At 35.1% G+C, this 13306-nt stretch carries 13 protein-coding genes and 1 tRNA gene; all 14 read right to left on the bottom strand.

What is annotated here, in order from left to right; all coding sequences use genetic code 11:
• Window positions 1-54: 54 nt before the first annotated feature.
• The gene (gene clpX / locus BQ5371_RS01655) at window positions 55-1311 is read right to left on the bottom strand and encodes an ATP-dependent Clp protease ATP-binding subunit ClpX (RefSeq protein ID WP_071132211.1); all 1257 of its coding nucleotides are present in this window, start codon (window positions 1309-1311) and stop codon (window positions 55-57) included.
• Window positions 1312-1320: 9 nt separating this feature from the next.
• Window positions 1321-1905 carry an ATP-dependent Clp endopeptidase proteolytic subunit ClpP gene (gene clpP / locus BQ5371_RS01650; RefSeq protein ID WP_071132210.1) on the bottom strand — a complete coding sequence of 195 codons (585 nt, stop codon included), beginning with the start codon at window positions 1903-1905 and terminating at the stop codon, window positions 1321-1323.
• A gap of 28 nt (window positions 1906-1933) precedes the next feature.
• On the bottom strand, window positions 1934-3304 hold the full coding sequence (tig, locus tag BQ5371_RS01645; protein WP_071132209.1) for a trigger factor: 1371 nt from the start codon (window positions 3302-3304) through the stop codon (window positions 1934-1936).
• Window positions 3305-3372: 68 nt separating this feature from the next.
• On the bottom strand, window positions 3373-3999 hold the full coding sequence (locus BQ5371_RS01640) for a CYTH domain-containing protein (protein ID WP_071132208.1): 627 nt from the start codon (window positions 3997-3999) through the stop codon (window positions 3373-3375).
• A gap of 104 nt (window positions 4000-4103) precedes the next feature.
• The gene (murI, locus tag BQ5371_RS01635) at window positions 4104-4901 is read right to left on the bottom strand and encodes a glutamate racemase (protein WP_071132207.1); all 798 of its coding nucleotides are present in this window, start codon (window positions 4899-4901) and stop codon (window positions 4104-4106) included.
• Between the two features lie 220 nt (window positions 4902-5121).
• Window positions 5122-5207 (bottom strand) — tRNA-Leu (locus tag BQ5371_RS01630).
• Window positions 5208-5438: 231 nt separating this feature from the next.
• On the bottom strand, window positions 5439-5729 hold the full coding sequence (locus BQ5371_RS01625) for a DUF1292 domain-containing protein (protein ID WP_071132206.1): 291 nt from the start codon (window positions 5727-5729) through the stop codon (window positions 5439-5441).
• Between the two features lie 63 nt (window positions 5730-5792).
• On the bottom strand, window positions 5793-7694 hold the full coding sequence (gene uvrC, locus BQ5371_RS01620; RefSeq protein WP_071132205.1) for an excinuclease ABC subunit UvrC: 1902 nt from the start codon (window positions 7692-7694) through the stop codon (window positions 5793-5795).
• The gene (locus BQ5371_RS01615) at window positions 7694-8980 is read right to left on the bottom strand and encodes a D-alanyl-D-alanine carboxypeptidase family protein (RefSeq protein WP_071132204.1); all 1287 of its coding nucleotides are present in this window, start codon (window positions 8978-8980) and stop codon (window positions 7694-7696) included. The genes uvrC and BQ5371_RS01615 overlap by 1 nt, the downstream gene beginning before the upstream one ends.
• Window positions 8981-9133: 153 nt before the next feature.
• The gene (serC, locus tag BQ5371_RS01610) at window positions 9134-10225 is read right to left on the bottom strand and encodes a 3-phosphoserine/phosphohydroxythreonine transaminase (RefSeq protein WP_071132203.1); all 1092 of its coding nucleotides are present in this window, start codon (window positions 10223-10225) and stop codon (window positions 9134-9136) included.
• A gap of 34 nt (window positions 10226-10259) precedes the next feature.
• Window positions 10260-10634 (bottom strand): large-conductance mechanosensitive channel protein MscL, encoded by a 375-nt coding sequence (mscL, locus tag BQ5371_RS01605; RefSeq protein WP_071132202.1) that lies wholly within the window; start codon window positions 10632-10634, stop codon window positions 10260-10262.
• A gap of 156 nt (window positions 10635-10790) precedes the next feature.
• Window positions 10791-11726: a diacylglycerol/lipid kinase family protein gene (locus tag BQ5371_RS01600; RefSeq protein ID WP_071132201.1), complete on the bottom strand. Its 936-nt coding sequence runs from the start codon at window positions 11724-11726 to the stop codon at window positions 10791-10793.
• Window positions 11719-12690, bottom strand: coding sequence for a YihY/virulence factor BrkB family protein (locus tag BQ5371_RS01595; protein WP_071132200.1), 972 nt, complete (start codon window positions 12688-12690; stop codon window positions 11719-11721). Before BQ5371_RS01595 ends, BQ5371_RS01600 begins: the two co-directional genes overlap by 8 nt.
• Window positions 12674-13285 (bottom strand): XTP/dITP diphosphatase, encoded by a 612-nt coding sequence (locus BQ5371_RS01590; RefSeq protein WP_071132199.1) that lies wholly within the window; start codon window positions 13283-13285, stop codon window positions 12674-12676. The genes BQ5371_RS01595 and BQ5371_RS01590 overlap by 17 nt, the downstream gene beginning before the upstream one ends.
• Window positions 13286-13306: the final 21 nt, after the last annotated feature.

Raw genomic sequence — 13306 nt, 5'->3', positions numbered from 1 at the left:
TCGTGCTCATTTTACATTTAAAGCGGCACATGATTGCTCACTGCCGCCGCATTATTAATTCTTTTCTCTTTTTATTATTTTGGGCGGTAAACCTTTTTCTACCGTATCTTTCGTAATGATGCATTTTATTACGCCATCGGATGAGGGAAGCTCGTACATAACATCTCTCATTATATTTTCAAAAATTCCTCTGAGCCCCCTAGCACCAGTCTTTAGCTCTATTGCTTTATTCGCTATGGACATGACAGCCTCATCTTCAATCTCAAGTTCTATTCCATCCATGCCTATAAGTGCTTTATACTGTTTTATAATGGAATTCTTCGGTTCTATCATTATCCGCGTCAATGCAGACTCGCTTAGCTCTGTCAAAGGTACTATAACCGGCATCCTGCCAATAAGTTCAGGTATCAGCCCAAATTTCAGCAAGTCCTCAGATTCAACCTTTAAGAGAATATCATCATCTTCAGAATTCTTCTCTTTTTCGTCCGAATTAAAACCAATTATCTTGCTTCCATATCTTCTTTTTATTATCTCTGCAAGTCCTGTAAAGGCTCCACCACAAATAAATAAGACATCTTTCGTATTGAATGGAATAAATTCTTGCAGTGGGTGTTTCCTGCCACCTTGAGGGGGAACATTTGCTACCGTGCCCTCTATTATCTTTAAAAGTGCCTGCTGGACACCCTCTCCGCTGACATCTCTTGTTATTGACATATTCTCAGATTTTCTTGCTATCTTATCTATCTCATCTATGTAGATTATGCCTTTTTGTGCCTTTTCAAGATCTCCATCTGCAGCTTGATAAAGTCTGAGTAAAATATTCTCAACATCTTCACCAACATATCCAGCTTCTGTAAGCGAAGTTGCATCTGCCATGGCAAATGGGACTTGCAAAATATTTGCAAGCGTCTGTGCAAGCAGGGTCTTTCCACTTCCAGTCGGTCCTAGCATTAAAACATTGCTCTTTTGAAGCTCAACATTTTGCAAATCACTATCCTTATCATTTTTTTCAAGATATTTAATTCTCTTATAATGATTGTAAACTGCGACCGCAAGGGTTTTTTTTGCTTCTTCCTGCTCTATTACATATTGGCTTAAATGCTCAGCAATTTGATCAGGTGTCGGAATATCGTCAAGGCTATCTTGATCTTGGGTCGCATCATCTGAAATTATCTTTGAACAAGTATCTATACACTCATCGCAAATACAGATGTCATCCGGACCTACTATTATTCTATTTACTTCTTCATTTGTCTTTCCACAAAATGAACATTTTAATGTATTTTTTGAATTTTCTTCTTTCTTGCTCAAATCGCACTCCTACTTATTACCTGTCAATATACTGTCTATAAGGCCGTAGCTAACAGCTTCCTCAGAAAACATGAATTTATCTCTATCTGTGTCCTGCTCAATCTTCTTAATTGTTTGACCGGTGTTATTTGCTAAAATCTTATTTAGCCTTTTCTTAGTTTTCTGAATTAGGTCTGCCTGAATTTTTATATCAGATGCCTGACCCTGAGCACCGCCTAGAGGTTGATGAATCATAATTTCTGCACTAGGTAGAGCAAAACGCTTTCCCTTTGTGCCTGAGGAGAGGAGCAGGGCACCCATGCTAGCTGCCTGACCTACGCAAATAGTAGAAATTTCTGGTTTTACATAGTTCATCGTATCATATATGGCAAGACCTGCCGTAACCATTCCTCCCGGTGAATTTATGTAAATATTAATATCTGTATCAGGATCTTCTGCTTCAAGGAAAAGTAACTGAGCAACTACAAGGCTTGCAGTGCTATCGTCAATTTCTCCATCTATAAAAATGATTCTATCCTTGAGAAGCCTTGAATAAATATCGTAACTTCTTTCTCCAGCTCCAGTCTGCTCTATAACATAAGGAATTAAATTCATAAATTAATATTCTCCCCTAGCTTCCTTTTTATTTAGATTCTTCTTTTGCTATTTCATCCTTCTTTGATTCGTCTTCTTTAGGCTCGTCCTTTTTAGGTTCTTCCTTTTTAGGTTCTACAAATACAGCCTTATCAAACATCATATTAATTGCCTTCTTAACTTCAGCATCGGCTTTGAAATAATGTTCGCTTCCCTCGCCAAGCATTTTTTTGCACTGTTCTACAGTCTGTCCATATTGCTTTGCAAACTCTTCGATCTCTTTATCTATATCATCCTGAGAAGCTTCGATATTTTCCTGTCTGATTATGTTCTGTATAATAATTCTCGTGCCAACACGCTTCTTTGCATCTTCCCTTGCTTCAGATCTTAAATCATTTCTGCTCTTTCCAAGGTATCCAATATAAGTATCGAGATCCAAACCCTGATAACCGAGTTGCTGTTCCATTTCTCTTATTATTCTATCTGTTTCATCTGAAATCATAATATTTGGAATGTCGAAATCATTCTTTTCAAGTATTGTTTCAAGCATAGCATCTTTCATTCTAATTTCATTTCTTTCATCAATCTGTTTCTGTAATTTGCTTGAAATATCTTTCTTATAATCTTCAAGTGTCTCAAAATCACTTACATCGCTTGCGAGTTCATCATCAATCTCTGGTAAAACTTCCTTCTTGATCTCGTGAATCTTTGTCATAAATATAGCATCTTTACCAGCTAAATCTTTTGCACCATATTCATCTGGGAATCTTACCTCAACCTTAACCTCATCTCCACTATTCTTGCCAATTAGCTGATCTTCAAATCCTGGAATGAACTGACCAGAGCCAAGCTTTAACTCAAAGTTTTCCCCAGTTCCTCCATCAAATTTTTCACCATCAACCGTACCCTCAAAGTCAATGATTACAGTATCATCTTTCTCTGAAGCTCTATCAGTTATTGTTTCAAGCCTAGCCTGCTCTTTTTGTACATTTTCTAGCTCTCTTTTAATATCTTCTTCTGTAACTTCACCTGAAATCTTCTCTATCTCAATTCCTTCATAATCTTTAATTTCAATCTCAGGAGATAATTCAACCTTTATTGTTATAACGACAGGCTCGCCCTGCTTTATCTCAGGTGTTTCAACTATAGGTTGGTCTATAGGCTCGATTTCTAAATCTGTAATCGTCTTTGGATAATCATTTTTCAAAAGCTCATTGAGTGCTTCATCATAGAAAATATCCTTTCCATAATGGCTTTCAATTATCTTTCTAGGTGCCTTGCCCTTTCTAAAACCATTTATCGAAAATTGATTCTTAGTTCTCTTATATGCCTCTGTAATGGCATTATCAAATTCTTCGCTTGAATACTCTATAGTAATATTTGCAATATTGTTTTCCTTAGATACTAATGTGCTTTTCATTAAAACCCTCCAAATTGTAATTATATTATTTTATTTTTTTAATCATACTTATAACCTTGAATGCGACTTCAGATGTTTTTTGCAAAACCTCTTTGTAATTTTGACGCATCTTCAGGAATTAAATCGTGAGCTTGGGCAAGATTTGTAGCAAATTTTTTAAAATCTTCTTTATCGCCATGATACCATTCAACTTCCATTTCATTTACCGGTACCCTGCCTTTCTCTCCATCTATCCAGCCTATATCAAAAGATATGGCACTGAGTGAAGAACCTGTGTTAATCTTGACAAGTTGTCTATTAAATTGCATTTCCACATTTTTTACGAGTGGTTTTCCACCTGTTTTTGATTTTAGCAACGGATATACCTTGCTTGATTCAAAAATCTCAATATTAGGTCTATAAAATAACCTCTCGTCATTTATTACTAGATTTACTTCTTCTCTCTCGTGAAGTCCCGTTTCGGCATTAACATGAGCATCCCATTTAACCGTTGCTGTAATTCTATCATTTTCTATACGCAGTCTATATGCTATGCCTGCTTTTCTTAAGTCGAAATCCTCTGTGTCGAAGTATACAGCGTGCATATCTATATCTCTTAAAGAATTTTCAGAAATATTATGCGAAATCAAGGGATCTGCCATGATAATCCTAATGTCCATAGGACCTGACAACCTATATTTATATTCAGTTTCCATATAGTCTCCAACCTATTTAATCTATTACTGTACAACTAATTATATTACTAGAATTGAAATATTTTGTCAATTAATCTGGCTTTATACATGGCGATTTCAGAGCTTTAGCCGAGCTTAATCAATTTAATTTTTTTATCTCTATTTTTAAACAGATTATCTGTCATCTTTAGAAAATTTTCTGATAGATCGCTAGCATAATATCTATCCTTATAATCATTTTCTTTTGCAAGCATATCTCTTTCTGTTAAAATTCTCTTTACATCTCCTATAACTTCTTGCGATGAGCTATATAATTTTAGGTTTGGATAAATCCTATTGATGTTTTCAGAGATAAGTGGATAGTGTGTGCACCCAAGTATCAAACTGTCAAAATCACCATTTTTTACAAAATCGTCCATGTAATATTTAATGGTTAAATCCATTATCTTATTATCTACTATGCCTTCTTCTATAAGAGGTACAAAGGCTGGGCAGGCAAGACTACTTGTTTTTATATCAGGATTGTACTTTCTAAGGGTGGCATTATATATATCGCTATTTATCGTTGCCTTTGTTCCTATTATTCCAACGCTTTTTCTCGAATCCTTTGCTACCTTTCTTACCGTCGGTTCAATTACGCCTACGATAGGTATATCCTTAAACTCTTCCCTTAACATTTCAAGTGCCATAGATGTAGCCGTGTTACAGGCAATGACAATCAGTTTTACATTCATGCTTATAAGGTATTCGACTATATGTTTTGAGAAATCTCTGATTGTATCAGGGGATTTTGATCCATATGGCGTTCTCGCAGTATCACCGTAAAAAAGCACCTTTTCATTTGGCATCATGTCTTTAAGGCACATTATGCTGGTGAGTCCGCCAAGACCGGAATCGAAAAATCCAATTGGTCTATTGTCCATATTCCTAAAACCTTTCCATATGTATTTGATATATGATAATTGATATTTGACTATTTATTTTGATATTTTCTCTTTAACCTATGTGTATTCATATGTATATTGCATATAAAATAAATCATTTTAAATTGGATTATTTTTAATTAAATAAAGTTCCTAATTATTTAATTGCGAATAAAATTAATAAAATTATAAAATAATCCCTTGCAACCAAGGGATTATTTGGTGCGGATAGAGGGATTCGAACCCTCATGATTTGTGGTCACACGGACCTGAACCGTGCGCGTCTGCCAATTCCGCCATATCCGCACAATGAGAGAGGTTGCAAGCAATATAATTAAGCGTGCAACCGTTTATTGCAATCAATTACTGTCTGTTCAAATCTAATCTAAAGAATAAATTGAATTTAAAGCCGACTTAAAAGATGCCTATCACTTGCTCTCAAGCTAAGTTTAAGTTCAAATAAATCGCATTTTATATCGGCTTAAATTTATTCTTAAATTATAAATAAAGTAATTGCCCTGCTATTAGTGCTATTTGTTAGTCCTCTATGTCCATCAATTTATCGAACTCTTCTACAGCCTTGTTAAACTCCTCTTCATCTTCAATTTCAAGAAGCTCAAAGGTTTCATCATCATTGTCCTTATATCCATAGATATATACATCATCTGTTCCGTCAATCGGTGCAAGGGCAATATATTCTTTGTCATCAAGTTCAAACACGCCTATTACTTCTGCATCAACTGCTGTATCATCATCGAACTCCAGCGTAATAATATCCTCTTCATCTAAATCTTCTACTTCAGGATTAATTTGATTTTTATCAGCCATTATTTAACTCTCCTTTTAAGAATTTATCAATAGTCGGCTTAATATACCATGAACATTAAAAAATTACAAGTCCGCAGCAAAAAACTCAACTATGTTGTGAGCTACTTCTCTTGTTATACCTTTAACTTCAAGCAAGTCCTCATAGCTTGCATTTTTTATATTATCTATATTTTTGAATCGGTCGAGAAGCTTCTTTCTTCTCTTTTCTCCAACTCCATCAATCTCCTCTAAAACAGATTTTATCATTCTCTTGCCTCTGGTATTTCTTTGATAGGTAATAGCAAATCTATGTACCTCTTCCTGAATAGCACCAGCATAATTATAAAGTATCCTATCTTCTTTTAATGATATTTCGCTGCCGTCTTCAAATACAATTGCCCTCGTTCTATGAGAATCGTCCTTTGCAAGACCGATAGTCGGTATTGATATGGATAATCTTTCCATAGCTTTAATAACCGTCCTTACCTGTCCTATTCCACCGTCAACAAATATTATGTCCGGATATTCTTTAAACCCCGAATCACCATCAATTGTTCTTTTTAGTCTTCTAGTCAGTGTTTCATCAAGTGCAGCGTAATCATCTCCGGAAGAAAGTCTTATTTTGAACTTTCTATAATCTTTTTTTACAGGTTTTAAACCCTCATACACTACCATAGCACTTACGGTATCAATTCCATTCATATTTGATACATCATATGCCTCAATTCTATATTCTTTTTCATCTTCATCGCCCAGCGTCCTTGGCACTCTTCCTCTAAGTCCAGATGCTCTTTCTATTAACGAAGTAATCTTTCTCTTTATTTCCAGTTTTCTCTCGTCCTCTCTCTCGGCTCTCGCATCTAAAGATGCCTTTAATTTGATAGCATCTACCCTCGCCAGTTCAATCAGAGCTTTCTTACTTCCTCTTTCAGGAATATAAAGCTTTGTCTTGTGTTTTCCATCATATTTCATTTCATAATTCTTTTTATTTATTTCATTGAGAAATTCAGTTAAAATCTTCTCTTCTTTATTATTTTTTTCTAACAAGATTTCCCTAGGTAATTTAAGTTTATCTACATAATGCTGTTTTATAAACTCCGGAATCATATCGCTATAATTATCATCATTTGCATTTTCCATATAGCAAACGCTTCTATCGACAAGCTTCCCCTCTCTTACCTTATATTTTATAATGGCATTATTTTTATATGTATTTATCGGTATTAGAATATCAATATCTTTATTTGAAATATTTGTTGCCCTCTGCATCTCTCCGATAGAATTAATTGCCTTTAAATAATCTCTATATACGGCAGCATCTTCAAATCTAAGCTTAAGCGAGGCATCTTTCATCTTTTTCTCTAACTTCTTAACAATACTGGTTTCCCTTCCGCCTAGAAAATCCATTATCTCTCTTATCATTCTCATGTAATCGTCTTTTTTTATATCGCCTACACAAATGCCACCGCATCTACCTATGTGATAATAAAGGCAGGGTCTTACGCTCTTAGGAAATGATAAATTGCTACATTTTTTTATTGGATAGATTTGTTCTATAAGTTGAACAGCGACGCGAGCGGAGCCTACATCAGAATATGGGCCATAGTATTTATTTCCATTTCTTTCAGGATTCCTCGTTATTATTACCCTCGGGAATTTCTCTGAGAGTGTGATAGCAATATAGGGATAGCTCTTATCATCCTTCATAAGAACATTGTACTTTGGCATATATTCTTTTATTAGATTGCTTTCGAGTACCAAGGCCTCAAGTTCAGAAGCACAATTTATATATTCAAATTCCTTGATATTTGATACCATTGCTCTAACTTTTGGGTCTTGTTTTTTGGAAGACGAAAAATAGGAGGAAACCCTCCTCTTAAGATTAACAGCCTTCCCAACATATATTATCTCGCCAAGAGAATTCTTATGAAGATAAACACCTGGAGTATTCGGAAGTTTTTTTAGCTCTTCACCAATATTAAACATCAGAAATACCTTTCACTATTTTTTCTATAATTCTCTTTTGCAAGCTCTCTCCTTGCAATCTTTCTCGCCTTTTCAGCCCTTCTCATCCTTCTCTTTCTATTTCTTCTTTTTATTCTCCTCTTTCTTTCAATTCTCAGGAATATTATTAGCAAAATCAATCCCGATGAAATATACATGGCATTATTTGATATATATATCTTAGATGGAAAATATCCTGTGGAAATCGGTTTTTTTATAATAAGATCCACGGAACCTTGAAATTCATCACCAACATATATCTTATACTCTCCTACCTTCTTTCCCTCTTTTAAAGGAGCCTTGATATTTTTCTCAATTACTTTATTCTTCTCAATTAAGGATTTACTGCCCTCAGGAGGCAAATATACATAGGCTCTTTCCTTTGTATAGACAGGAACTATTGTCCTTTCTCCATTTTTTATCAAGGCATATCCCGCTTTTTTGTTCTTTTCAACTGCTATGGTTTTCTTAACTTTTACAAATCCATACTTTATGAGCTTGTTCATTTCTTTTGAGGCATTTTCTTTTTTAATATTTGATGTTACTGCTACAAGTTTAATATCCTTATTAATAGCACTCAGCATATAGTTGATATTTCCATTATCACTATCATCTATTATTCCAGCAAAGATGCTATAACCTCTTTTTTTAGCTTTTTCTGCGTCCTTTATAAGTTCTTCATTATTTTTTACTGATATTGTATTTCCCTTTTCTGTCTTTATTTTATAACCTTTTTTCCCCGACATCTTTTTAATAAAATCATCGCTCATCGCTATTCTCGTAAGGACTGCGTAGTCGCTCACACTGCTATATTGGTCTTTATCATATGTAAGAGCAGGGCTGGTGAAATTGGTGTTTTTGAGCTCAAGTTGCTTTGCTTTATTATTCATATATGTCACAAACTCACCTTGGCTTCCAAGAGAATAATCTGCAAGTGAAAAAGCTGCACTCCTTGACCCAGATATTAGCATAGCAGATAATAAATCCTTGACTTTTACGCTGTCACCCGCTTTAAAAACATCGTCTTTTTCTATATATTCTTCTTTTACCGTGACAAAATTATTCATCTCTTTCTTATCGTGCATATTGTCGGTAACAGATATGGCACACATAAGCCTTTCGGGACCTGAAATGAATTGCTTCCTATCAGGATTTTTGGAATATACCATCTCTCCTGTTGAAATTGACATAACAGCAAAAGACTCAGCACTTATCTCAGGCTCCTTTACCTCAGAATGCCTGGTCACTCCCTTTTGATTTTTCTTCACATATTTCTTTGATTTAGCTCCATAAATTTCATTACACGGGCAAAAAATGCAGGTTAATAAGATGGTGATTATTAAACCTGCACAAATAAATTTATTATTTTTTAATAATTTTATTTTATCCTTAATAACTATGACCTTGCCCTCTTTATCTTCTTAAATATGTGACTTTTCAAATCTTCTCATATAATCAACCAAGGCATCTACTCCTTCTTCAGGCATTGCATTATATATGCTTGCCCTCATGCCAGATACGCTTCTATGACCTGCCAGATTAATCATATTTTCTTTTTTTGCACCCTCTATGAATTCCTTGTCAAGCTCTGCATCTCCTGTAACAAAGGTGATGTTCATCAAAGACCTATCCTCTTTTCTAACTGGCCCTTTGAAAAGCTTGCTCTCATCGAGATATTTGTATATTTTATCAGCCTTTCTCATATTTGTTTCATGTACTACAGAAATACCACCTAGGTTTAAGAGATATTTGAAAACCTCTCCTGCGATATATATCTGCCAGCATGGAGGCGTATTATAGAGGGAATTTTTATTTATATGAGTTGCATAATCTAGGTAAACAGGCGTATTGGTCGGTGCCTTTCCCTGTAATTCATGCTTAATTATTACGATTGTAAGTCCCGCTGGAGCTAGATTTTTCTGAGCACCCGCAAAAATTAGACCGAATTTGCTAACATCAATTTCCTCTGAAAGAATACATGATGACATATCGGCAACAAGCACCTTATCTCCAACATCAGGATATTCATTATAATGCGAGCCATAAATAGTATTATTGTAGCAAACATAGACATAATCCGCATCTTCTCTAATGTCACTAGGCTTAATTTTCGGAATATATGAAAAGTTCTCATCTTCTGACGAAGCTACCGCCCTTATATCACCAAATTTCTTAGCTTCTTCAAAAGCTTTCTTAGCCCAGCTACCTGTTATTATATAATCCGCTTTCTTGGATTTTGTTAGAAGGTTAATTGGTACCATTGAAAATTGCAAGGTGCCTCCCCCCTGAATAAATAAAACATCATAGTCATCAGGAATGTTCATGAGCTTTCTTAGATTTTCTTCAGCATCTTCAATTATCTTTTTAAACTCCTTGGAGCGATGACTCATTTCCATAACGGAAATCCCTGTTCCTTTATAATCTAAGATTTCTGAACCTGCCTCTTTTAATACTTTAGCTGGCAGCACAGATGGCCCTGCTGAAAAATTATAGGCTCTCTTTGCTTCTTTCATTTATTTCACCTTCTTTTTTATAAATTCTTTTATATTAGCTATTATATTTATTTTTTAATAGATCTCTTATCTCTGTCAGCAGCATAACTTCCTCTGATGGTTTTTCAGGCTCTTCTTCTTTCTTCTTCTTAAACTTATTTAAAGACTTTATGATTAGGAATACAACGAGAGAAATAAGTATGTAATTGATTATGCTCTGTATGAACATACCATATTTTATTACAGCATCTCCTACTGTAATTGAAAGATTTTCAAAGCTCTTTCCACCTATTATCAGTCCTATTATCGGCATTATAATGTCGTTTACAAGCGAATTAACTATAGCTGTAAAAGCAGCTCCAAGAACAACAGCTATTGCTAAATCCATTACATTTCCCTTTGAGATAAACTCCTTAAATTCCTTAATCATTTTCTCTCCTCCATTTAAAAATATTTTTTTATTTTTCAATGAACTATTTAAAATTTATAATTTAATAACTTATTGTATAATTCAGTTAAATATTCAATTATTATTTTTATTAAATTATTTTATTGATGATTAATTTAATAATAGCCTAATCATTATTTAATCCAAGTTGTTATTTTGTGGCAAAATAATCTCTATTCCGCCGTGTATTGTCACTATCTCATTATTAGTGTCTCCCTTTTCAAATTCTCCGTCGAGAGTCCAGTGAGTGCCCTCCTCGATTTCAATTCTAATCTTTTTTGCACTGAGGAAGTTAATACAATCTGAATTCATTGTGCCAGTTAATATAGCAGTTGTTGTCTGATTTAATTCGATAATATTCTTTGGTCTTCTGACCAAAATCAGCTCCATTCTTCCGTCATTCATATATACATCGTCTGATTTTATTGTCACAATTCCTGCAACGGACTTTGAATTGCAAATCGCTCCGAAGATATAATCATCTTCAAGTATGGTCTGTTCAACTGTTCCCTCATCAACAAATACCTTGGTATGAATAGACTTTATGTTCAGCACTTCCGTAGCTCCTTGAAGTATATAAGCAGCATGACCCAGAATATTTTTTAGCGTCTGAGGCACTTTATATGAAATGCTGGTAAATGCTCCAAATGAAGCTACATATGAAAAATATCTTCCATTAAACCTACCAATGTCAAGTGGCCTAGGAACGCCATTTGCAATATTCTTCGCCGCCTCAACGATGTTTTTGGAGAGTCCTACGCTTGTTGCAAAATCATTTGTGCTACCCGACGGAATATAACCGATTTTACATTTTAAATTTGCATCCAAAACGCCGTCGATTATTTCATTTAAGGTCCCATCTCCTCCGGCACAGGCGATTACATCCATTCCCTCGCCATATTCCATGGTAAAAGTTTTTCCATCTCCTCTTTTTCCCGTGAGAAGAACTGTCGTAATATATCCGCCCTTTTCAAATTCCGCCAAAATCTCAGCTAGATATTTTGAAGCAAGCATTGTGCCTGCACGAGGGTTTAGGATAAAGAGCATCTTCTTTCTTTTAATTTTTTCACTCATCTTTATCTAACCTGTTTTCTATTTTTTTAATAATCTTGTCAGGAATTGCTACTGCCTGCTCTCCATCTTTCTCAATTTTTTCTGCTACAAGCTGAAGAACCTTGTCATCTGACAACCTATTCCTTTCCATGACAATATCCCAAGCTTTGTTAAACATCATGCCTATGCAGAGCACCCAAGCTATAAGATAGAACCATAGCATTATTCCAACTATATTTGATAAGGAACCATATAAAATATTCCTATTTAGAGCCCTATTTATATAAAAAGAATAAACTGATGTTATAAGCAATATTCCAAGGCTTGAAATTACAGACCCTGGAAGTACGCTTGCAAAAGGCACCTTGATGCATTGTATAACATAGTAATTTACTAGTACAACTATAAAGAACGCACCAAAGATAAGTGGCCACCTTAGTGCGAGCAGATATTTCATCGGTGCATATTGGTATTTATTTGAAAATCCCACAAATACAACATTACTATATATAACTATTACTATGGTTGCTGCAGCAGTTAAGATTGTCAAAAGTGCTGTTGGAATTGCAGCAATTCTTTCAGTCCAAAATCTGAATTTGTATACTCCGTCCGTAAGTATATAGCTATTCAATCTCGCAAGCGAAAATTCAAGTGCTGAAGCCGCCCAAAGTGCTAATATTATGAGGAAAACATTTCCGACACCAACTGATGAAGCATTTAGAATATTTGTGAGAAGTTCACTCATCTTGGATTCCATGTGCATTTGTAGCCACGCCTTTACGAAGCCAAGTGAAACATCAAAAAATCCGAGCACCTCTGACAACACAACAAGCGTTGGCACACTCGCCATGAAGAAATAATATGCAATTTGTGCTGCAAATCCGCTGAAATACTGGTCATCAAACTGTTTCCATATGTAAATTATCATTCTAAGGAACTTGTGCCAAAAATTGCGAATTTTACCTCGTTTATTTGCTTCTTTCACCAATTAATTCCTCTAACCTCTTTAAAGCCATGCCTCTATGGCTTATTGAATTTTTCTGCTCCTGACTCATCTCTGCAAAGCTTTTATCAAATCCATCGGGAATAAATATCGGGTCATACCCAAATCCTGCATCTCCTCTTTCCTCAGAAGCAATTCTTCCCTTGCATTCTCCTCTTGCGATAAGTCTTTCACCGTCACTTAAAATCAAAGTTATTACAGATACGAACCTTGCACCCCTCTTATCGGAAGGTACACCCTTTAGTTCTCTAAGCATCTTATCTCTATTGTCTTGCATAGAGCAATGCTCTCCCGCATATCTTGCTGAATATACACCCGGTCTTCCTTTTAGTGCATCGACTTCAAGACCGCTGTCATCTGCAATCACAGCCTCATCAATGAGTTCAAATATAGCTTTCGCCTTTATAATAGAATTTTCTTCGAGAGTCTCCCCCGTTTCTTCTACTTCAAACTTTGGAATGCCGAACTCATCTCTCGATACTGCTTCCATTCCATACTTAGAAAGAACATCTTTTATTTCCTTTATCTTACCCTCATTTCTTGAGGCAATTACAACCTTATTTTCCATGTTTTCCATATAATTATCCCTTGTAATTAA

Source organism: Alterileibacterium massiliense, assembly GCF_900104645.1.
Classification (GTDB): domain Bacteria; phylum Bacillota; class Clostridia; order Peptostreptococcales; family Anaerovoracaceae; genus Alterileibacterium; species Alterileibacterium massiliense.
Note: the sequence above shows the minus strand (reverse complement) of the source record. Positions and strands in the feature narration are given on the sequence as shown.